This window comes from Streptomyces sp. AC555_RSS877, assembly GCF_019049245.1.
In the GTDB taxonomy this organism is placed as follows: domain Bacteria; phylum Actinomycetota; class Actinomycetes; order Streptomycetales; family Streptomycetaceae; genus Streptomyces.
In genome coordinates this window covers 56,492-76,348 of sequence record NZ_JAGMUK010000195.1, presented here as the reverse complement: position 1 = coordinate 76,348, position 19,857 = coordinate 56,492, and the positions used below count along the sequence as shown (strand labels likewise).

The following is a 19,857-nucleotide window of genomic DNA, read 5'->3' as shown; positions in this document are numbered from 1 at the left end:
GCCTCAGACGGCTCGCCGGGTTCAACCTCGGTCACGTTGTCGCTGGTCATCGATGCATCTTCCATGATCGGGAGTTACACCGAACGTTTTACAGTCCCGAATCCAGCAGTAGGGCTTGCCGGGAAACAAGTCGTGGCTTCCAGTTGCGGGACTCGTTGTTCTGGTATGGGGAGACCGGAGAGGATCGAAGCGGTGCTGGCTGCGAAGTTCCAGGTGTTGTTGCCGCACCTGGACGAGCGGCAGCGTCGGCTGGCCATAGGGGCGGAGGCGCTGTCTCTGGGGCATGGTGGGATCAGGCTCGTCGCTGCCGCGGCGGGGGTTCAAGAGGGTACGGTCTCGCGCGGAGCGGCTGAACTGGACTCTGGACACGCTGTGTTGGGGCGGGTCCGTCGTCCTGGTGGGGGCCGGAAGAAGGCTGTGGACCTCGATCCGGGGCTGCGGCCGGCGCTGCTTGCGCTGGTCGAACCCGACGAGCGGGGCGACCCGATGTCGCCGCTGCGGTGGACGACGAAGTCGACCCGGAAGCTGGCGGCGGAGCTGACCCGGCAGGGCCACCGGGTCTCCGCTGACACGGTCGCCGGTCTGCTGCGGGAGGAAGGTTTCAGTCTCCAGGCCAACGCCAAGACCATCGAGGGTGCTCAGCACCCTGACCGGGACGCCCAGTTCCGCTACCTCAATGAGCAGGCACGCGACCACCGGGACGCCGGTGACCCGGTGATCAGCGTCGACAGCAAGAAGAAGGAGCTGATCGGCCACTACAAGAACGCCGGGCACCAATGGCGGCCCGCAGGTCAGCCCGTGAAGGTCAAGACGCACGACTTCCCCGGCCAGGCCGAGAAAGCGATTCCGTACGGAATCTATGACACGGCTGCGAACACCGGCTGGGTCAGTATCGGCACCGATCACGACACCGCGACGTTCGCCGTCGCCTCGATCCGGCGCTGGTGGCAGGCCCGCGGCCGACATGACTACCCCCACGCCCGCCGGCTGCTGATCACCGCCGACGGCGGAGGCTCCAACGGCTACCGCACCCGCGGCTGGAAGACGCGGCTCGCCGGCCTCGCTGCCGAGACCGGTCTCGAGATCAGAGACCTCCGTCCGCCCGATCATGCGTCCGGCCGGCCGCTGGCCAACTACGGATCCGAAGGGCCAGCTGTCGGCCGTTGTCACAGCACCCCCGGAAACGGGCGGCCGCGCTCTTCCGGAGGTCGCGCAGGGCCGTCCCGCGCCGTTTCCGCCGGCAACCCTAGGCATCCATACCGAGAGCATTCATGACGGAGGCCCTCAATTATTTGCCTCAAAGTCTCACTCGCCGATCCTCTGCATCATTCCGGCGTGTGAGTGTGCGGCATGTACGTGCTCGCCGCCACCGGCTTCAGGGGTGTGCTGCTCGCCCAGCTGCGGTCGTCCGGATCCGGCTGGGGCTGTGCCGTGGACCGGCTTGGTACCGCGGGGGTTCCATGTTATCGCCGAGGGCGTCTGCTGGCTGCGGACCGGCGAGGCGCCACCGGTGCAGCTGGTGTCCGGGACGTGGTGCTGTTGCCGCGCGGTACGCCGCACCGGCTGCTGGGGGCCCCGACGAAGAGGCCCTCCCGTACGCGGAGTTGGAGGCCGCTCACCCGCCGGGCGGGGAGGGCGTGGTCGACCTGGGCGGGGCCGGGCCCGTCGTGCGGGTGGTGTGCGGCAAGTTCCACTACGCCGGCAATACCGACGGGCATCCGCTGCTGTCGGCGCTGCCGGAGGTCATCCATGTGCCCGGCATGAGCGCCGACCCCCACCTGCAGGATGTCGTCCGGATCCTCGCCACCGAGACGGCGGGCGGGCAGCCCGGCTCCCGGGCAGTGGCCACCCGTCTGACCGAGGTGCTCTTCGTGCTCGCGATCCGCGCCTGGATCGAACGGGCCGATACCGCCACCGAGCAGGGACCGTCCTGGCTGACCGCCCTGCGCGACCCGCGCATCGGGACCGCCCTGTCACTGATGCACGAGGAGCCGCACCGCGACTGGACGGTGGAGAGCCTGGCCCGCACCGTCACGATGTCCCGCCCGGCCTTCGCCCGCCAGTTCAAGGAGGTGGTGGGCCACACCCCGCTGGCCTACCTCTCTCGCGTGCGGATCGACCGGGCCGCCCGCCTGCTGCGCGACACCGACAATCCGGTCGGCGACATCGCGCAAGCCGTCGGATACCGCTCCGAGTTCGCCTTCTCGCGGGCGTTCTCCCAGGAAGAGGGCATCGCGCCCGGCCGCTACCGTCGTACGGCATCAGTGCCGTCCTGATCAGCCGCTTGCCGAAGCTTCGCCTCCGTCGGCAGGGTGCGGCGGTACGGCGCGGTTGTTGAGGTCCACCGAGAGGAAGATGTCGTTCGCGACGGGGTTGCGGATCTCCTCGGCGAGCTGGCCGATGAGTCCGGCCGTGCGGGCGAGGAGGGCGAAGGCACGCAGCAGTTCCAGCGGGAGGCCGAGGTCGGCGAGCGCGGCGCCGCAGACGCCGGCGCCGTTCAACGGCAGTGTTCTGCCCAGAACTTGAGGGTGGATTCGGCCGATGGCCGCGAAGAGCGACAGGTGCGGACCGACCAGCTCTTCCTCGGCGGCGATGTGGAACAGCCTCGGTGTGCGGGGGTCGCCCTCTTTGTGAACGTGGTGCCCGAGACCGGGGATCACTCCGCCCTCCGCTCGTGCCGAGCGCACGGAGGCGAGGGCCAGTTCGTCCCAGCCCGCCTCGTCGGTGGGGGGGCCACCCCGCGCTGTCGACAGGGCGTCGTGGAGGAACCTGCCGCAGTCCTCGGTCACGCCGAGGAAGCGTGAGCCGCCGCCCAGGAGCCCGGCGGCGAGGGCGCCCTGGACCGAGTCGGGCGCCGACAGGTACGTCAGCCTGGTCGTGATCGCGGTCGGGGTGAAGCCGTGGTCGGCCAGGGCGGCGAGCACGGCCTCGAACACCCGTGTCTCCCCGGGGGTGGGTCGGCGCTGTGTGGCGAGCCAGAACGCCAGCTCGCCGAAGCCCACCTCGCCCATCACATCGGCCGCGAGGTCCTGGCCGAGCAGGGTGATCTTGTCCAGGGAGGACGCGCCGAGCGCGGTCGGGTACTCAGGCATCGTCGTCCTCCAGCAAGTCCTGCAGCCACTTGCGCAGTTCGGCCCCGTGCTCGTCCAGCTCGGGCGGGGGCAGGCGGTAGGCGGCGGGCGTCTCGGAGAAGCGGATCGGGTGCCGTGTCGTGGGTACGGCCCGGTCTCCCTCGCCGACCTCGACGACCGGGTCGAGTCCGAAGCGTTCGGCCATCGCGAATCCGCCGTCGATGGTGTTGATCGGTCCGCAGGGGACCCCGGCGTCGACGAGCAGCTCGAACCACTCCAGGGCGGTCCTCGTCTTGAGCCGTTCGAGCAGGAGGGGCCGGAGTTCCTCCCGTCGCTCGGTCCGGTCGGCGTTGTGCCGGAAGCGGGGATCGCCGGCGGTCTCGGGGATCCCGAGTACTTCGCACAGCTTGCGGAACTGCCCGTCGTTGGCCGCGGTGACGATCAGGTCCTGGTCGGCCGTCGGCAGCGGTTCGTAGGGGAAGACGCTGGGGTGCGCGTTGCCCATCCGGTAGGGCACGGTGTCGCCAGCAACGTAGGAGGAGCTGTGGTTGACCAGCCCGGTCAGTGCCGACGAGAGCAGGTTCACCTCGACGAGCTGGCCCCGGCCGGTGGCGTCGCGGTGCCGCAGCGCGGCGAGGATCCCGATGGCGGCGTGGTTGCCCGCCATCACGTCGAAGACGGAGATCCCCGCCCGGTACGGCGGCCCGTCCGGATCACCGGTGAGGCTCATCAGTCCGGAGATCGCCTGGACCATCAGGTCGTAGCCGGGTACGTTCCGGCCGGGTCCGGCTCCGAAACCGCTGATCGACGCGTAGACCACGCCCGGGTTTTGGGTGCTCACCGAGGCGTGGTCGAGGCCGTACCGGGCCAGTCCGCCCGGCTTGAAGTTCTCGATCACCACGTCCGCGCGCCGAGCGAGCTCCCTGGCCAGCCGCGCGTCCGCCTCGTCGCGGAAGTCGAGCGCGATCGACCTTTTCCCGCGGTTGATCCCGAGGTAGTAGGTCGACACACCGTCGCGCACCGGCGGCGTCCACGTGCGGGTGTCGTCCCCCTGGGGGCCCTCGACCTTCACCACGTCCGCCCCGAGATCGGCGAGCAGCATCGTCGCGTACGGACCGGCGAGGATGCGGGAGAAGTCCGCCACCAGTAGCCCGTCGAGCGGTCCGCGTGAGCCGCCTGAACCGCCGCTCATGCGCTACGCCCCCTCGTTCTGCACGGCGACGCCCTCGCCGCGGTACTCGCTGTAGGTGTACGGGTTCGAGATCACCTCGGTTGTCGGGATCTGCGGCTCCACGGCCTGACGCCACGCGTCCTCGCCCATGGTGGTTCGCGCGTGGTCCACGGTCGCGGCGACGGCGGTGCGGGCCCGCTCCAGGTCGACGCCGACCAGTTCGTGCGCGTACTTCACCACGGTTCCGTTGACCAGCACGGTGTGCACGTCGGCGCGGGTGGCCTGGTAGACCACGTGCCCGTAGGGGTGCAGGATCGGGTACATCGCCGGGCTGCGGTCGTTCTTGAGCAGGACGAGGTCGGCCTTCTTTCCGGGCGTCAACGAGCCGATGGTGTCGCTGAGGCCGAGCACGCCGGCGCCGCCGATCGTGGCCCACTCCACGACGTCCCGGGCCCGCAGGCTGTGGTGCACCACCGTCTCCCCGGCCGCGTGGGCCGCCATGTGCTCCCGCGTCCGGTCGGCCGACAGCGTGGCGCGCATCGCCGAGAACAGATCGGCGCTGAACCACACACTGGTGTCCATCGACAGTGACACGGGGATGCCGTGGCGCCTCAGCCGCCAGGTGGGAGGGTAGCCCTGGCCGGCGTTGTGCTCGCTTTCCGCCGACACCGAGACCGTGCCGCCCGAGGCGGCGATCCGGTGGTACGAGTCCTCGCTGAGCGTCGCCGCGTGGACATAGGTGACGTCGGGCGTCATGAACCCGTGGTCCCACATCAGACGTATGCCGTTGTCGTTCGTCGCGCCCCAGACGCCCGCGTGGGTGGTGACCGGCAGCCCGAGCTCGCGGGCCGCCTCGAACGCCGCCTTCTCGGGGAAGGTCTCGTCACCGGTGACGTCGAAGGCGAGCTGCAGGCCCAGCATGTCGTCCCGCCCGGAGAAGTGGCGGTCGACGAAGGACCGGAATTCCTTCGAGCGGGCCCACTCCCAGGGGGCGCCGAGCAGGTTGCCGTAGGCCAGCACGAAGCGGCCCGGCACCGCGCGCAGCGATTCGACGGCCGCGTCCCCGTGCTCGGGCGTCTGCAGTCCGTGCGACCAGTCCACCGTGGTGGTCACACCCGCGTCGAGCGCCTCGATGCCGGACAGCAGGTTGCCGGCGTGGATGTCCTCGGGGCGGAAGATCTTGCCCCAGTTGAGGTAGTAGAAGACGAAGTACTGCGAGAGGGTCCAGTCGGCTCCGAGGCCACGCAGCGCGGTCTGCCACATGTGCCGGTGGGTGTCGACCATGCCGGGCATGAGGATGCCGCCGGCGCAGTCCACCACCACGGCGTCGTCGGGTGCCTGAAGGTCCCTTCCGACCTGGTCGATCCGTTCACCGCGGACCAGCACGTCGCCGCGGTCGAGCAGGTCGATCGCGGGGTCCATGGACAGGACGGTCGCGTTGCGGAGCAGGACGGGGCGTCCGGGGGTGAAGTCTTCCCGGCGAGGTTGTTCGATCGTCATGGGGTCACCTCGTTGTGGAGTCTGTGGTCCGGGCCCGCAGAACACGGGAGCGGGCGGTCAGGGGTACGGCCGCGGTGGCCAGGCCGAGGGCCAGTGCCGCGCATCCCCATGCGTAGCCGTCGAGTTCCGTCAGCCCGAGGGCATGGTCGAGTGACCAGGCGCCGGGGCCGGTGAAGGCGAGGACCGCGGCCACCGCGCCGTAGGAGAAGGGCACTTCGCAGCCGCCCTTCTGGGCCCAGAAGCCGTTCGGCGCGGTCGCCGCCGCCGCGACCGCCATGGTGCCGACGATCACCGCGCAGCCGCCGGGAGCCAGCAGCCCGGCCGCGACCGAGACCGCTCCGGCGAGTTCGGCCGCCCCGGCGACGAGCACCATCCGCCGGCCGGGCACGAAGCCCCACCGGTCGAAGACGGCGGCGGTCCCGGCCCGCCCGGCACCGCCGAACCAGCCGAACAGTTTCTGGGTGCCGTGACCGAACAGCAGCGCGGCGAGCAGCAGCCGCAGCAGGAGCAGCCCGAGATTCACGGCTGCGGCTCGTCCGTCGTCCGGGGCTGCAGCACGAAATCGAACTCGGCGCGCAGGTACGGCTCGTCGATGGTGCCGCCGTCAGGGGAGGAGCCTGCAGGTTCCTCGGTGAAGCGCACGATCAGCTCGTCCTTCGTGCCGAACACGACATCGGTGTCGAGGAATTCGGAACCCTCCCGGAACAGATGGGTGATGAGCTTCTCGTGGCCGGGGTGGTCGATCAGGAAGTGGATGTGCGCGGGACGGAAGTGGCTGATGTCGGTCCTGCCGATCAGGTCACCGACCGGACCGTCCATCGGAATCGCGTAGCCGCGTGGCGCGATGGTGCGCACGCAGTACGTGCCGTCCGCCCGCGTCCGGTACAGCGCGCGCAGCCGGGCCTCGTCGATCTCTTGCAGCTGCGCCTCGTAGGCGCCTTCGGCGTCGGCCTGCCACACGTCCAGGACGACGTCGGGCAGAGGCGTGCCGTCGAGGTCGAGGACCCGGCCGGTGATGAACAGCGGCGTGCCCGGGATGCCGTCCGACATGTCGGCTCCGAAACCGGCCGTCGGAGAGCCGTCGATGTGGAACGGACCGAGCACCGTCGCCGGAGTGGCGTCCGCCGAGAAGTGGTGGTTGAGCTGGACGACGAGCGTGCTGAGCCCCAGGACGTCGGAGGCGAGGATGAACTCCTGACGCTTGTCGTCACTGATCCGGCCCGTTGCCGTGAGCCATTCGACGGCAGTCGCCCACTCCTCTTCCGTCAGCCCGACCTCGCGGGCGTACGCGTGAAGGTGCCGCACCAACGCTGTCATCAGCTCGGCGAGCCGGGGCGAGTGCGCCGTGGCCCACCGCTTCACCGCCAGGTCGCTGAGGTTGTCCTCCGTCACGAAGGCCATGGAATCCTCCTCGATTCGTTCCGGCCTCGACCGCTGTACGGACACCAGTCCGTACAGCGGACACACTGGCGCATGGCTGACTCGTAAATCAAGCCCTTGGGTGGCTGCGTTGGAGCCAGGCTCGGGTTGGAGCGATCGGACTGCGGCCCGAACCCGGGATGCGTGGCCAGTCACCGGCCGGTGACGGGCCGGGGTACCGCGAGGGATCGCGAGGATCCGGAGAGGTCAGAACATCGTGTTGTCGTTGGCGGAGGTGGCCGGAACGTCCTGTACGGCGTCCCAGTGCTCGATGATCTTGAGCTCGCCGTTCTTCTGCTTCGCGACCCGGAAGATGTCCACGACCGACTGACCGCGGTCCTCGGGGCTGAGGCGGTAGTGGGCGTGGATGGCGACGTAGTCCCTGTCGGCGATGACGCGCTTGCGTTCCACGATCAGGTTCGGGAACTGGCGGAAGAAATTGGTGAACTGCTGACGCAGGCCGGCGGAGCCGCTCGGGATGGTCGGGTTGTGCTGGTAGTACTCCGGCGCGAGGTACCTGACGGCGTCGGGGTTCTTGTCGCCGAGGATGGTGTCGAAGTAACGGGTGGCGATCTTCTCGCTGAGAGACGTGCTCCAGCGCGGGCCGCTGGGCTGGTTCGTGTGCGGGTTGCTGACCGTGCCGAACATGTCGTTGCCGTTGACGGTGGTCGCCGGCACGTCCTGGACCGTGTCCCAGTGCTCGGCGATCATGCCGCTCTTGGGGTCGAAGCGGAAGATGTCGACCACGGCCGTGCCACGGGTGCCGGGCTCGTAGACGGGGTTGGAGTGCACCAAGACCAGGTTGCCCTGGGCGAGGACCCGCTTGACGTTGTACTGGTGGTCCGGGAAGCGCGCGGTCCAGTCGCGAATGAAGTTCTTGATCGCTTCCCGGCCGTTGGGGGCGGCGGGGTTGTGCTGGATGTAGTCCTCGCTGATGTACCGGTCGGCGACCTTCAGGTTGCCCTCCTCGAAGAGCTGGGTGAGGACGTGGGCGGCGACGCGCTTGTTGCGCTCCTGGGTGGCGGGGCTTGTGTACTGGGCGTCGAGGCCGAGGCCTGGGCCGCTGTGGGACGGCGCGGAGGCGGAGGCGGTGGCCGTGGCGGCGGGTGCGAAGCCGGCCACAGCTCCTACGGTCGCCGCAGCCAGGAGGGTGGCTATGGCCTTGCGGGGCAGCCGGCCGGTGCTGTTCGACATGGGGTTCTCCAATGATGTGCGGACGGCGGTGAACGCGTCGGCGGGTGTCTGGTGGGGGATCGGGAGCAAAGGGAGGGTGCCCGTGGGGGCTCAGGCGCGGTCGAAGGCGAGGAGGAACTCGATGTTTCCCTCGTCCTCCACCGCGATCCCGCCGAAGTTGGGTGCCTCGATGCCGTAGTCGGCGAAGGTGACCGGAATGGAGCCGTTGACCCGGAAGCCGTCGGCGGTGCGCTGGGCGTCGAGCTCGAAGGAGACCGAGTTGGTCTCACCGTGGACGGTCAGCTCACCTGAGGCCTTGGCGCTGACCTGCTCACCCACCGCCGGAGCAGAGCCGAAGTCGACGGGCTCGGTGAGCTCGAAGGTGGCTTCCGGGTACCGCTCGGTGTTCATGACCCGGCCGCGGAACTGGCCGTCGCGCTGGTCGGAGTCGCTCTTCACCGAGGCCAGGTCGACGGTGAAGGATCCGCTGATGGCCCGGTTGCCCTCGATCTCCAGCTCGCCGGTGACCTCCTCGGTGCGGCCCACCGCCGTGACGTTCTGGCCGAAGAGGACCTCGTCGACCCGGTAACCGGCCTGCGAGCCGCTTCCCACCCGCCAGGCGCCCTCGACACCCTCCTGTCCGGCCTGCTCCCCGGAACCCGAGGAACTGCCGGAGGAGTTCGAGCCTGGCGGGTCGTCGAGCGAGAGGGCGGTCGGTGGCTTGTCCTGGACGTAGTTGATGTAGATGTAGGGGCCCGCCGTGCACAGCACGGCGACGGTGGCCACACCGGCGATGAGCCAGCGCTTCCAGTGCCTGCGGATGCTGCCTGCCATGGTGTCTCCTATATGTTTTCGTCATTCAACTGAAATTTCAAGTATTTGGTCGCGAGTCGCCCTGGGACGTGAGGGGTCGCTGCGGGCGTGCGGGCTCAGCCGTGGGCGGCGAGCGGGACGGGGTCAGTCCAGGAGTTGCTCGGAGACCTGCCAGAGTCGCTCGGCAGCCTCCGGATCCAGGGCGTGCGGCGCGACCCCGGTGTTGGTGCCCGGCTGGTGCAGCGGGGCCTCGTTGCAGTCCTCGAAGTACCGGCCGCTGATGCCGTCGAGCAAGGGTGAGGCGGCCAGCAGGACGGAGCTCGCGGCGCCCTGTTCGACCGATTTGAAGGACATCTCGGGCAGGGGCGTCCCTTCGCCGAGGAGGGCTCGCAGGTGGGTCATGAACAGGCCCATCAAGGCGTCGTCCATGTAGCGCCCCAGGTTGGTCTGGATCCCTCCGGGCATCAGTGCGTTGGCCGTGATCCCGTCTGCGGCCCATCGCCGGCCGGCCTCGACCGCGAACAGCACGTTTGCGGTCTTGGACTGGCCGTATGCCAGCCACGGGTCGTAGGGCCGCTCGGTGAAGTGGAGGTCGTCGAAGACGACGGGTGAGAACAGGTGCCCGCTGGAACTCACCGACACCACCCGGGCGCCGCCTGCCGCCGTGAGGGCCTCGTGCAGCCCGGTGGTCAGGGCGAAGTGCCCCAGGTGGTTGGTGGCGAACTGCAACTCCCAGCCCTGGGGCGTGCGGCTCTCCGGGGCTGCCATGACACCGGCGTTGTTGACGAGGATGTGCAGCGGGCCCTGCCAGGCGACGGTGAACGCGCGGACGGACGCCGGATCGGTCAGGTCCAGGGCGGCGACCCGTACGCCTTCGGAGCCGGTGGTGGCCCGGATGTCCTTCGCGGTGCGATCGCCGGCGGCGGTGTCCCGCACGGCCAGCGTGACCTCCGCGCCGGCGCCGGCCAGCGCTCGGGCGGTCTCCACGCCGATGCCGGACGCCGCCCCGGTGACGACAGCGCGGCGGCCCGTGAGATCGATGCCCGCGATGACGTCGGCAGCCGTGGACCGGCTGGTGAACGGACTGGAGATGCCTGTCCTCGTGGCCATTCTCGCAATGCTCCCTGTTTGCTACTCTCGAAACCGGAGGTGCCTCCGATTACTTCCCAGACCTTAAGCGGAGGAGCCTCCGATTGTCCAGAAGGAAGGAAAGCTGTGACCGCCACCACCCGCGGACTGCGTGCTGACGCGCGACGCAACCGGGAACGCCTGCTCGAAGTCGCGGGGCGCGCGTTCTCCGAGACCGGCACCGACGCGTCCCTCGAGGCCATCGCCAAGGACGCCGGCGTGGGAATTGGCACGCTCTACCGGCACTTCCCCACCCGCGAGGCCCTGCTCGAGGCCGTCTACCGCAACGAACTCGCCCGGGTATGCGACAGCGTCACGGAACTGCTCGCACAGCTCCCGCCCGACCAGGCCATGCGGAGGTGGATGGACCTGTTCATCGACTACCTGGCCACCAAGCAGGGCATGGGGGACGCACTGAAGGCCGTCATCGCCTCCGGCGACGAGGATCCGTTCGCCGAGAGTCTCGACCGGATCAGCACGGCCATCAGCACACTGCTGCACGCCGGGGCCGAAGTGGGAGTTCTGCGCTCGGACGTGGACCCGCTCGATGTCGGGTTCAGTCTCGGGGGTGTCCTGCTGATCACGAGCGACAAGGGGCTGCGCGACCGCGCGGGCCGCATGCTCGACCTCCTGCTCGACGGGCTCCGCTACCGCTCCGGCTGATGCGTCCGGTCGGGGAGGACGTCCGGCTCGGCCCCGCCGGCCGACACGCCTGCGGCGGTCCACACCGACTCAGAGAAATGCAACAGGAGAGCACCATGGGGCTGGGTGCCAGATCACCCGAGCGGCACGGGCGCCGGCCCAGCTGGGCTGCCGGTGTATCACCGGCTCAGGTTCTCCAACAGCACCATCCCGGCCGCCGTGTTGGACGCCGGCACGTGATAGGCCTCGTACACACGCCGGATCCGGGGTCCCAGCGCGCCGCGCATGATCAGCCACATGATCAGCTCGATGCCCTCGGAACCGGCCTCGCGGATGTACTCCTCGCGCGTCAGCGCGGCCAGTTTCTCGGGGTCGCGCTCGATCGCGTTCAGGAACATCCGGTCGAAGTCCTGGTTGATCAGTCCCGCGCGGGCGCCGGCGAGCTGGTGGGACATGCCGCCGGTGCCGAAGACGGCGACCTTGAGGTCCTCGGGGAAGGAGCGGATGGCCTCGCCGAGCGCGCGGCCGAGGGCCAGGCACCGCGCGGCGGTCGGCTGCGGATACTGGATGACGTTGACCAGGAGGGGAACCACCGCGCAGGGCCAGCGTTCGCCGGGGTCGGGGCAGTACACCGACAGGGGAACGGTCAGGCCGTGGTCGACGTCGAGTTCCTGGTAGACGGTGAGGTCGAAGGAGGCGTCGATCAGGCTCTTGACGAGGTGGTCGGAGAACTCGGGGGCGCCCGTGACCGTGGGCACCGGACGGCTGCCCCATCCCTCGTCGGCCACCCGGTACGACTCGGCCGTCCCGAGCGCGAAGGTGGGGGTGACGCTCATGTCGACGGCGTTGGCGTGGTCGTTGTAGATGACCACCGCGACGTCGGGGGTGTGCCGGGCCATCCACTCCCGCGCCGGCGTGTATCCGTCGAACAGCGGTTTCCAGTACGGGTCTTGCGTCTTCCCGTGATCCATGGCCGCACCGATCGACGGTACGTGCGAGGTGGCCAGACCCCATGTCACCTCAGCCAAAGTTCCGCCCTCCCGCTTTCAGCGCCTGCGCGAACTCCTCGGTGGTCATGCCGGTGAACACCCCGCCGAGGTACTGCATGGACTTCTGGTCGACCATGGCGAGCTTGAAGACGTAGAAGATGGAGCCGCCCAGCTCCATCATCCGGTTCCAGTCCCGCCGCAGAACGGCGTCCCGCTGCTCGGCCGTGAGCCCGTACGTCTCGCAGTACGCGGCTTCGTCGGCTGTGAACCTCTCCCGGCTCTCGGCGTCCTTGAGGGACCCGCAGAGCCGGTTCAAGGCTCGGCCGCGGCGGTTCTCCGCCGCGTCGAAGACATAGGTGCCGGGGACCCGGGGTGTGGTGCTGGACATGCTGTTCTTCTCCTCTCCGGTGTTGATGACGGTCAGTGCAGGAGCCCGCCGCCGTCGCAGACGAGCGTCTGGCCGGTGACCATGGACGCGTGCGGTGAGGCGAGATAGGAGACCAGCCCCGCGAACTGCTCCGGGGTGACGAACTCCTTGATCGCCTGTCGGCTCATGGTCGCGGCGAACACCTCGTCGCCGGAGTGCGCCCGGGTGCCCGGGGTGGCCACCTGCGCGGGCGCCACCGAGTTGACCGTGATCCGGTGCTCGCCCAGTTCGCGTGCCATCACCCGGGTCATCCCGATGAGCGCGCCCTTGCTCGCGACGTAGGCGATCTGGCCCGGGGACCCCGTGAAGAAGGTGCGGGACGCGACATTGACCACCCGCCCGCGGTGCGGGCTGCCGCGCAGCCAGGGCACGCACGCCTGCACCATGAGCAGCGGGCCGACGGCGTTGACGGCGAAGAAGCGGTGCATCTCCTCCGGGGTCGTCTCCAGCAGCGGCGCCCGGTCGGAGAGCAGGCCGGCGTTGTTGACGAGGACGTCGACCCCGCCGTACGCCTCGGCGATCTCGGATACGGCCTGGCGGGTCGCGGCCGGGTCCCCGACGTCGCAACGCCAGGCCCGGCCGCCCGGGATCGAGGTGGTGTCGTCGGGTTCGTCGACGTCGAGGGCGGCGACCGTGAAACCGTCCCCGGCCAGTCTGCGGGCGATGGCGAGCCCCAGGCCGCCGGCGGCGCCCGTGACCACGGCGACCCGGGGGCCGCGGTTTGCCGGGCCGGTCACGGTGCCTTCTCCTGCGGATGGGTGGCGAGTGCCTCGACGGTGATGTCCATCCACTTCCACATCGGCAAGGAGACCAGCGCGTCATGCAGCTGTGCCGGGTCGGCCGCCTCGTACAGGCCGATGGTCGCGTTCCGGCCAGGCACCCGCCACAGCCGCTTGAGGATGCCGGCCTCCCTGAGCTGCATGGCCCGTTCGCGCTCGCCCTTGCGCAGCTCCTCGCGTACGTCGTCGGGGGTGTCCGGGGGCAAGGTGTTCTCGGTGCGGACGAGGAATTCCACGGGGATATCCCTTCACGGGGTCAGGCTGCCGCGATCTCCAGCAGCAGTTCGGCGAGCCGGCCGGGGGCGGTGACCATCGCTTCGTGTCCGGTGGCGATCTCGTGGACCGGCCAGCCGCGGGCGGCGGCGCGCTCGGCGTGCGGGGTGAACACCCGCATCCACTCGGTGCACTCGACGAAGGCACCGGGGACCTGGTCGGCCTTGCCGGTCAGCCGCAGTGGCTCGGTGTAGGTCAGCCACGGGTGTGGGGTCAGTCGCGGGCCGAGCCAGTCGAGGTCCGCCTGGTCCTCGACGCCGAGCACGCTCAGCGAGCGCACCGGGATGAGCCAGCCGAACCCGGGCCCGGCCACGGACTCCCGGTAGTGCCCGGCGATGCGCTCGGGCAGCAGATCGATCGCCGCGTCACCGTCGTCGCCGACGAAGGCGTCGAGGTGGACCCGCTTCGCAAGCCGGTCCGGGATCCGGTCCGCGACGCCGGTGACGACCTGGCCCGCGTAACTGTGGCCGACGAGCACGACGTCCCGGGCGTCATGGGCCTCGATCAGCGCCACCGCGTCCTCGACGTGCGTGCCGAGACCTATCTGCGGACTCAGCAGATGGGCGCGGTCACTCACCCCGGTCAGCGTGGGGGTGTGCACCTCGTGTCCGGCCGCGCGCAGCAGCGGGGCGACGCGCTGCCACACCCAGCCGCCGTGCCAGGCTCCGTGGAGCAGTACGAAGACGTGGCGGCCGCTCATGCGGACGCCCGGGGGCGCGTGCCGCCTGCCTGCTGTTCGCGGGTGAGCATCTTCGCCACCGCCCGGCGTCCGCGGAGTGCGGCGAGGTCGGACTTGATGCTGGACTCGGCGGTGCCGCCCGGGTCGGTGGCGTACATGATCTCCTGCGCCTCCAGGGCGTCGACGTCCTCCTGCATCACGGCCAGTTGCTGCTCGTGCTGGAACCTCGTGAGCTCCTCGTCGTCGATGAGGTAGTCGCGGCCGAGCGCGTAGAAATCGTGCGTCTCGTTGCCGCGCCCCGGCGTCATCCCGTACAGCACCTTCATGTGGAAGCCGTCCGGCTCCTCGGTGCCGGTGGCCGCGACGCGGATGTTGAGGACGAAGATGCCCGGCGGGTAGAAGTCGCCGTCCTGCCAGCGGTCCACCGGAGAGGTCAGTCCGCAGGACTTCTCGTAGAACGGCGGCGCCTCGATGCCGATCATGCGGCGGCTGAAGCCGACCCGGTCGCCGTCCACCGTCACGTCGATCGGGGTCGCGGCGACGGCGGCGTTGCCGATGCTGCTCGGGTGCAGGAACGTCTCGTGGGTGAGGTCGAGCAGGTTCTCCAGGAGCAGCAGGTGCCGGGCCTTCAGCGGGACGACGCCCTGCACATGGGTCCAGTTCGGGTCGGTCAGCCACGAGGTGTCGGGCAGAAGGCCCTCGTCGGCCAGTTCGGGGTCTCCGGGCCAGATCCATATGGCGCCGTCCCGCTCGACCAAGGGGAAGCGGCGCAGTGCCGCCTTGGGCTTGTCGGCCTGTTCGGCGACCCCGACGCACACGCCCTGGCCGTCGAAGCGGTAGCCGTGGTAGTCGCACTGGAGGGTTCCGTCGTCGTCGAGGTGGCCCAGCGACAGCGGGTACTTGCGGTGGGGGCAGCGGTCCTCGACGGCCGTGACGGTCTGGTCGGGCAGCCGGTAGAAGCAGACCGGGATGTCGGTGATCCAGCGCTGCTTGAGGGTTCGGCCGATCTCGTCGGACCAGGCTCCCAGGTACCAGCCGTTGCGGACGTGCTGTGTCGGTGTCATGTCAGTCCTTCCTTTGACGTCGGCCCAACGGGGCAGTCAGCCTGTCGAATTGACGAAGTATCAGAGATCCAGAACGAGGCGTCGGCCCCGCGCGCGGGAGACGCAGATCAGCATCGTGTCGTTCGCTGCCCGCTCGTCGTCGGTGAGCAGTGAGTCGCGGTGGTCGACCTCGCCCTCCAGGACGGGGGTCTCGCACGAGCCGCAGATGCCTTCCTCGCAGGACGACAGGACAGGGACGCCCGCCTGCTCCACGGCCTTGAGGACCGACAGCCCGGGCGGCACGGTCAGCGTCGTCCCGGACGCCCGCAGTTCCACCTCGATCGGCTGCTCGGCCTCATCGTCCGTCGGCTGTCGCACCGCCGCCGCGAACCGCTCGACGTTCAGCGCTCCGACCGGCCAGCCGGCGCAGTGTGTCTCGACCGCGTCGATGAGCCCTGCGGGGCCGCAGCAGTACACCAGGGCGGACGGGTCGGGATCGCCGAGGAACCCGGTGAGGTCGAGCAGACCGTACTGGTCCTGCGGACGTACGGTCACGCGCTCGCCGTAGCCCTCCAGTTCGGGCAGGAACGCCATGGACGCGCGCGTGCGGCCCCCGTAGAGCAGGGACCACTCGGCCCCCGCCGCCTCGGCCTCGGCGATCATCGGGAGCAGGGGGGTGATGCCGATGCCGCCGCCGACGAACAGGTACCGGGCCGCCGGCCGCAACGGGAAGTTGTTGCGCGGGCCGCGCACCCGGAGTTCGCCGCCCTCCACGAGGTGGTCGTGGATCCACTGCGATCCGCCGCGTCCGTCGGGCTCTCGGAGCACCGCCACGCGCCAGCGGGCCGTGTCCGTCACCGGGCCGCAGAGCGAGTACTGCCGGGTGACGCCCGTGGGCAGGATCACGTCGATGTGTGCTCCCGGCTGCCAGGGCGGCAGCGGTTCGCCGGAGCTCGCCGCGAGCTCCAGCGACACGACATCGTCCGCCACCGTCCGGCGGGCCACGACGGTGGCGGTGCCTTCGGACTCGGTGCCGCGCCGGGCGGGGGACGACGTTCCGGCCTCGGCGGAACCGAGGGTGTGCGTGTCCGGGGCGGCGGTTGGGGGGCTCTGCACGTTCGTCAGCTCCTCGGTACGGTCGGCAGGGATCGCTCCGGCCGTGGTCGGCGGCGCCACGATCGACGCTAGCCACGGGACAATGCCCAGGTCATCGCTCGAATGACCGGACCGGGGCGGCGCATGGTCGTGGCCCCGGCTACGTCATCCGTCGCGCGGGCCGGGTGTCCCGGCCCGCCCGTCGGGCCGGGGAGCCTGGTCGAGATGGATCCGCACCTGGCGGTCGTCCTCGTTCCAGAGGGCTTCCACGACGGCGTGCAGCTGTCGGACGTCGGTGCGCCACATCGGTACGCCGTAGCGGTCGTCGCGTGTCAGCGCGTCCTCGGCGACGGCATCGGCCAACAGGCTCCGGCGGTCGTGCGTCGAGGCTGTTCCGTTCGCGCCGTCGGGTTCGTCCGCGAACTGCACGTAAAGGGACGTGTCCCGGAAGGGAACCCAGATGTGCGTAGCCCCACGGACACCCGTCCCGCCCTGTGCCGTCACGCCAGAACACCCGTCGTCTGCGGGTAGAGCCGCACGTACGCCTCTCCCATGGTTCCGTGCGAGAGGCCGAGGTTGGGGCCGGCGTTGCGCTTCAGCTGGACGCCGCGCCGCTTGGCGAGGTCGGTGTAGTAGTCCCACATGTGCTGCTGGGCGGCCAGGCACTCCATGGCCTTGCGTTTCTTGTCGAAGACCGGGGTGATGTCCAGCAGGACGTTCGGCTTGAAGTCGCACTGCTCCGGCTGGTGCGGCTCGAAGAAGAACACCGGGGGAGCGCCGAGCGGTTCGCCGGGCGCGTCGTAGCCGACCGCCTGGGCCAGCACGCGTGCCTGGAGCGCCATGCGGGCGGCGGCCGGGTGGTCGCCGTTGTAGGGGTCGGCGAGGGTGTGGGTGAGGACGACCGCGGGGTCCACCTCCCGGTACACGCGCACGATGCGGTCCACCAACTCCGGTGTCTCCAGCAGGGGGTAGTCCCCGGCGTCCAGGAACTCGATCTCCGCGCCCAGGGCGGCCGCGGCGTTCGTGGCTTCGGCGCGGCGCAGCGCCTTGATCTCGTCCAGGGCGAGACCGTCCCGCCAGGCCCGGGCGGACTCGCCGCGCTCGCCGAAGCTCAGGCACAACACCTTCGCGCGCTGACCGCGATCGGCGGCCAGGGCTATGGCGCCGCCGGCCCGCCAGACGAAGTCGCCCGCGTGCGCGCTGATCACCAGCAGCGCCCCTTCGGACGGAGTGGAGGTGTGGGAGGTCATCAGGATTCCTTGGGATCGAGTGGGGTGGGCGACGTGATGCGAAGTGCCGTGCCCTGTGGAGGGCGACTGAGCACCGTGAGCCTTCCTATGGAAACCGACGTCCCCGGTGCGGACCGGGACGCGCTCCTGAGCGGTGAGTACGTGCCGCGACAGCGCCTGACCGAGGCGGACCTCTGCGAACGGTTCGGCGCCGGCCGCGGCGACGCCAGGTCGGCACTCCGGCTGCTGGCGGCGGAGGGGGTGGTCAAGATCCAGCGCAGCCGCGGAGCGCGCGTCCGGGAGAACAGCTTCGCCGAAGCCGTCCGGATCACGGAGATGCGGATGGTCGTGGAGGGGCTGATCGCCGCTCGTGCGACGGGGCGGGTCGGCCGGGCGCAGGCCGACCAACTGCGTGGCCTCGGCGCGAGCATGGCTGGGGCGGTCGCCGACGGCGAACTGATGACGTACAGCGACCTCGACGCCCGTCTGTACGGCTGTGTGCGCGACATCGCCGGTCACGAGACGGCCGACCAGGTTCTCGCACGGCTGCGGGCCCAGGTGGTGCGGGACCAGTTCGTGCTCTCCCTGGTGCCGGGGCGGGCCCGTGTGTCGCTGCCCCAGCACCAGCGGATCATCGAGGCGACCATCGCCAAGGCCCGGACGGCGGCCGAAGCGGCCATGCGGGACCGTGTCGCCACTGCGGACGCTCGAAACAGGTCGGCACCGCGCGAGCTGAGGCGGACGCCACGGTCACATTCCGTCGCCCGAGCCGGATTCCTGGGCGGTCTTCCTGGCCCAGGCGGTCTCGAGCTTGCCGGTCGGGGTCCGCGGCAGTCTGTCCCTCAGGACGAGGGAACGCGGCACCTTGTACCCGGCGAGACTCTGCCGGACCAGGTCGCGCAGTTCGTCACCGGTGACGGTACTGCCCGGCCGGACCGCCACGACGCCGGCCACACGCTCGCCCCAGGTCTCGTCGGGGACGCCGACGACGGCACAGTCCGTCACCTCGGGATGCCCCAGCAGTACGTTCTCCACCTCCTGCGGGTGCACCTTCTCCCCGCCCGTGTTGATCACGCCCGAACCCCGTCCGAGGAACCGGATCGCGCCGTCGGCCTCAAGTCGAGCCAGGTCGCCGGGGATCGCGTACCGGACCCCTTCGATGGTGCGGTACGCCTTCGCGCTCTTCTCGGTGTCCTTGTAGTAGCCGAGCGGCATGGGCCCGCAATAGGCGAGGACGCCCGTCTCGTCGCTGCCTGGTTCGAGAAAGCGGTCATCGAAGTCGATCACCCGCGTCGCCGGAACGGGGCGGAAACGCGAGGGCAGATCCTCTACCGAGGAGGTGATCGCGAAGGCGAAAGGTCCCCCTTCGCTCGATGCGATGGCTTCGGTGATCGTGACGTCGGCACGTTCGTGCAGTGCCCTCTTGAGCGGATCGCTGAGCGCGGTGCCGGAGCTGATCACCCTGCGCAACGAGCGCAGGTCGTGTGGTGTCCCGGCTTTTTCACCCCGCAGGAGTTCGTCGACGAGCGGGCGGCACACGGCGTTGCCCGCCATGATGGCCGTGTCGACCCGCTGCTCGGCGATCATGTGCCAGACATGTTCCGGATCGAGGCCGCCCGATCGCGCGGTGACCACCCGGCCTCCTGTCATCAGGGCGCCCATGGTGTTGAACAGCCCGGTGGCGTGCATCAGGGGTACGACGGGCATCGTGGTCGGCGCGCGGCCTTCGTGGCGTGCCTTGACGGCGACGGCCACGGCCTCGTCGAGGCTTGCGGGGAGTTCGGTGACTCCGAGCGGGTGGTAGAACGGGACCACGTGGGCGCGCAGCAGGTCGCTCAGCTGCCATATGACTCCCTTCGGCTTGCCCGTGGTCCCGCCGGTGTACATGAACAGCTGGTCCGTTCCGGGCCGTCGCTGCGGTTCGCGCGGCGCGTGCGCCGCCAGCAGCTCCTCCAGCTCGGGCACGGCGGGCCCGCCCGGACCGTCGGTGGGCGGCTCGCCCACCCTCACCAGCAGCTTCAGTGTGCGCACATGCTTCGCGGCATGCGTGACCCGGTCGGCCAGGGTGCCGCTGAAGACGACCGCGGCGGCGTCGGCGTCGGTCAGGAGTTCGGAGAGTTCCTCGCCGGTGTAGCGGTAGTTGGCGTTCACCGGCACGGCACCGAGCTTGCAGGCGGCGAAGACCGTCTCCAGGTAGGTGGCCCCGTTGTACAGGTAGCAGGCCACGGTGTCTCCCTCGCCCACCCCGGCCGATTCCAGTGCGGCGGCCAGCCGTGACGCGCGCTCGTCGAACTCCCGGTACGTGGTCTCGCGACCGGGCTCCGTGATGGCGACGGCATCGGGCAGCGCGCGGCAGACCGCCTCCCAGATCGTGCCGATGGACACATTCACGTCTCGGACCTCCTTGTCCTCGATGGCTTGCGCGG

The 19,857-nt window shown here is 70.0% G+C and carries 20 protein-coding genes and 2 pseudogenes; 4 read left to right on the top strand and 18 right to left on the bottom strand.

The window, feature by feature from the left end:
- Nucleotides 1–165: 165 nt before the first annotated feature.
- Together KUM49_RS42135 and KUM49_RS42130 are read left to right on the top strand one after the other, a co-directional pair.
- Nucleotides 166–1,086, top strand: a pseudogene (locus KUM49_RS42135) (ISAzo13 family transposase); the annotation flags it as partial.
- A gap of 185 nt (nt 1,087–1,271) precedes the next feature.
- Nucleotides 1,272–2,276: an AraC family transcriptional regulator gene (locus KUM49_RS42130; RefSeq protein WP_308406993.1), complete on the top strand. Its 1,005-nt coding sequence runs from the start codon at nt 1,272–1,274 to the stop codon at nt 2,274–2,276.
- On the opposite strand, the gene KUM49_RS42125 is transcribed toward KUM49_RS42130, so the two are convergent.
- The 8 genes from KUM49_RS42125 to KUM49_RS42090 all read right to left on the bottom strand — a co-directional run bounded on the left by KUM49_RS42125 (nt 2,277) and on the right by KUM49_RS42090 (nt 10,257).
- A complete protein-coding gene (locus KUM49_RS42125; RefSeq protein ID WP_217242231.1) occupies nt 2,277–3,092 on the bottom strand; it encodes a citryl-CoA lyase in 816 nt (271 codons plus the stop codon).
- Nucleotides 3,085–4,263: a CaiB/BaiF CoA-transferase family protein gene (locus KUM49_RS42120; protein ID WP_217242230.1), complete on the bottom strand. Its 1,179-nt coding sequence runs from the start codon at nt 4,261–4,263 to the stop codon at nt 3,085–3,087. The genes KUM49_RS42125 and KUM49_RS42120 overlap by 8 nt, the downstream gene beginning before the upstream one ends.
- Before the next feature lie 3 nt (nt 4,264–4,266).
- Nucleotides 4,267–5,742 (bottom strand): amidohydrolase family protein, encoded by a 1,476-nt coding sequence (locus KUM49_RS42115; protein WP_217242229.1) that lies wholly within the window; start codon nt 5,740–5,742, stop codon nt 4,267–4,269.
- A 4-nt stretch (nt 5,743–5,746) separates the two neighbouring features.
- A complete protein-coding gene (locus KUM49_RS42110; RefSeq protein WP_217242228.1) occupies nt 5,747–6,265 on the bottom strand; it encodes a DoxX family protein in 519 nt (172 codons plus the stop codon).
- Nucleotides 6,262–7,143: a dioxygenase gene (locus KUM49_RS42105; protein ID WP_217242227.1), complete on the bottom strand. Its 882-nt coding sequence runs from the start codon at nt 7,141–7,143 to the stop codon at nt 6,262–6,264. The genes KUM49_RS42110 and KUM49_RS42105 overlap by 4 nt, the downstream gene beginning before the upstream one ends.
- Before the next feature lie 225 nt (nt 7,144–7,368).
- Complete coding sequence (locus tag KUM49_RS42100) at nt 7,369–8,355, bottom strand: nuclear transport factor 2 family protein (protein ID WP_217242226.1); 987 nt, start codon at nt 8,353–8,355, stop codon at nt 7,369–7,371.
- 90 nt (nt 8,356–8,445) lie between these two features.
- Nucleotides 8,446–9,168 carry a YceI family protein gene (locus tag KUM49_RS42095; RefSeq protein ID WP_217242225.1) on the bottom strand — a complete coding sequence of 241 codons (723 nt, stop codon included), beginning with the start codon at nt 9,166–9,168 and terminating at the stop codon, nt 8,446–8,448.
- A gap of 123 nt (nt 9,169–9,291) precedes the next feature.
- The gene (locus KUM49_RS42090) at nt 9,292–10,257 is read right to left on the bottom strand and encodes an SDR family NAD(P)-dependent oxidoreductase (RefSeq protein WP_217242224.1); all 966 of its coding nucleotides are present in this window, start codon (nt 10,255–10,257) and stop codon (nt 9,292–9,294) included.
- A 105-nt stretch (nt 10,258–10,362) separates the two neighbouring features.
- Between KUM49_RS42090 and KUM49_RS42085 the strand changes: the two genes are divergently transcribed.
- Complete coding sequence (locus tag KUM49_RS42085; RefSeq protein WP_217242223.1) at nt 10,363–10,938, top strand: TetR/AcrR family transcriptional regulator; 576 nt, start codon at nt 10,363–10,365, stop codon at nt 10,936–10,938.
- A gap of 158 nt (nt 10,939–11,096) precedes the next feature.
- On the opposite strand, the gene KUM49_RS42080 is transcribed toward KUM49_RS42085, so the two are convergent.
- The 9 genes from KUM49_RS42080 to KUM49_RS42040 all read right to left on the bottom strand — a co-directional run bounded on the left by KUM49_RS42080 (nt 11,097) and on the right by KUM49_RS42040 (nt 17,452).
- The gene (locus tag KUM49_RS42080; RefSeq protein WP_254402611.1) at nt 11,097–11,888 is read right to left on the bottom strand and encodes a class III extradiol dioxygenase subunit beta; all 792 of its coding nucleotides are present in this window, start codon (nt 11,886–11,888) and stop codon (nt 11,097–11,099) included.
- Between the two features lie 49 nt (nt 11,889–11,937).
- The gene (gene ligA, locus KUM49_RS42075) at nt 11,938–12,294 is read right to left on the bottom strand and encodes a protocatechuate 4,5-dioxygenase subunit alpha (protein ID WP_217242222.1); all 357 of its coding nucleotides are present in this window, start codon (nt 12,292–12,294) and stop codon (nt 11,938–11,940) included.
- A gap of 32 nt (nt 12,295–12,326) precedes the next feature.
- Nucleotides 12,327–13,070: an SDR family oxidoreductase gene (locus KUM49_RS42070; RefSeq protein WP_308406992.1), complete on the bottom strand. Its 744-nt coding sequence runs from the start codon at nt 13,068–13,070 to the stop codon at nt 12,327–12,329.
- Nucleotides 13,067–13,348, bottom strand: coding sequence for a muconolactone Delta-isomerase family protein (locus KUM49_RS42065; RefSeq protein WP_020272031.1), 282 nt, complete (start codon nt 13,346–13,348; stop codon nt 13,067–13,069). Before KUM49_RS42065 ends, KUM49_RS42070 begins: the two co-directional genes overlap by 4 nt.
- A 20-nt stretch (nt 13,349–13,368) precedes the next feature.
- Nucleotides 13,369–14,085, bottom strand: coding sequence for an alpha/beta hydrolase (locus tag KUM49_RS42060; protein ID WP_217242221.1), 717 nt, complete (start codon nt 14,083–14,085; stop codon nt 13,369–13,371).
- Nucleotides 14,082–15,128, bottom strand: coding sequence for an aromatic ring-hydroxylating dioxygenase subunit alpha (locus KUM49_RS42055; RefSeq protein ID WP_217242220.1), 1,047 nt, complete (start codon nt 15,126–15,128; stop codon nt 14,082–14,084). Before KUM49_RS42055 ends, KUM49_RS42060 begins: the two co-directional genes overlap by 4 nt.
- A gap of 60 nt (nt 15,129–15,188) precedes the next feature.
- Nucleotides 15,189–16,223 (bottom strand): PDR/VanB family oxidoreductase, encoded by a 1,035-nt coding sequence (locus tag KUM49_RS42050; RefSeq protein ID WP_217242219.1) that lies wholly within the window; start codon nt 16,221–16,223, stop codon nt 15,189–15,191.
- 144 nt (nt 16,224–16,367) lie between these two features.
- A complete protein-coding gene (locus tag KUM49_RS42045) occupies nt 16,368–16,706 on the bottom strand; it encodes a hypothetical protein (RefSeq protein WP_217242218.1) in 339 nt (112 codons plus the stop codon).
- On the bottom strand, nt 16,703–17,452 hold the full coding sequence (locus tag KUM49_RS42040) for a PIG-L deacetylase family protein (protein ID WP_217242238.1): 750 nt from the start codon (nt 17,450–17,452) through the stop codon (nt 16,703–16,705). Before KUM49_RS42040 ends, KUM49_RS42045 begins: the two co-directional genes overlap by 4 nt.
- Before the next feature lie 36 nt (nt 17,453–17,488).
- On the opposite strand from KUM49_RS42040, the pseudogene KUM49_RS42035 reads away from it, so the two are divergent.
- Nucleotides 17,489–18,058: pseudogene (locus KUM49_RS42035) on the top strand (GntR family transcriptional regulator); the annotation flags it as partial.
- A gap of 123 nt (nt 18,059–18,181) precedes the next feature.
- On the opposite strand, the gene KUM49_RS42030 reads toward KUM49_RS42035, so the two are convergent.
- Nucleotides 18,182–19,822 (bottom strand): AMP-binding protein, encoded by a 1,641-nt coding sequence (locus tag KUM49_RS42030; protein WP_217242217.1) that lies wholly within the window; start codon nt 19,820–19,822, stop codon nt 18,182–18,184.
- Between the last annotated feature and the right edge of the window lie 35 nt (nt 19,823–19,857).

Coding starts and splice junctions, on each gene's coding strand:
- KUM49_RS42130 (WP_308406993.1), top strand. CDS start 1,272: ATGACGGAGGCCCTCAATTATTTGCCTCAAAGTCTCACTCGCCGATCC.
- KUM49_RS42125 (WP_217242231.1), bottom strand. CDS start 3,092: ATGCCTGAGTACCCGACCGCGCTCGGCGCGTCCTCCCTGGACAAGATC.
- KUM49_RS42120 (WP_217242230.1), bottom strand. CDS start 4,263: ATGAGCGGCGGTTCAGGCGGCTCACGCGGACCGCTCGACGGGCTACTG.
- KUM49_RS42115 (WP_217242229.1), bottom strand. CDS start 5,742: ATGACGATCGAACAACCTCGCCGGGAAGACTTCACCCCCGGACGCCCC.
- KUM49_RS42105 (WP_217242227.1), bottom strand. CDS start 7,143: ATGGCCTTCGTGACGGAGGACAACCTCAGCGACCTGGCGGTGAAGCGG.
- KUM49_RS42100 (WP_217242226.1), bottom strand. CDS start 8,355: ATGTCGAACAGCACCGGCCGGCTGCCCCGCAAGGCCATAGCCACCCTC.
- KUM49_RS42095 (WP_217242225.1), bottom strand. CDS start 9,168: ATGGCAGGCAGCATCCGCAGGCACTGGAAGCGCTGGCTCATCGCCGGT.
- KUM49_RS42090 (WP_217242224.1), bottom strand. CDS start 10,257: ATGGCCACGAGGACAGGCATCTCCAGTCCGTTCACCAGCCGGTCCACG.
- KUM49_RS42080 (WP_254402611.1), bottom strand. CDS start 11,888: ATGGATCACGGGAAGACGCAAGACCCGTACTGGAAACCGCTGTTCGAC.
- ligA (WP_217242222.1), bottom strand. CDS start 12,294: ATGTCCAGCACCACACCCCGGGTCCCCGGCACCTATGTCTTCGACGCG.
- KUM49_RS42060 (WP_217242221.1), bottom strand. CDS start 14,085: ATGAGCGGCCGCCACGTCTTCGTACTGCTCCACGGAGCCTGGCACGGC.
- KUM49_RS42055 (WP_217242220.1), bottom strand. CDS start 15,128: ATGACACCGACACAGCACGTCCGCAACGGCTGGTACCTGGGAGCCTGG.
- KUM49_RS42040 (WP_217242238.1), bottom strand. CDS start 17,452: ATGACCTCCCACACCTCCACTCCGTCCGAAGGGGCGCTGCTGGTGATC.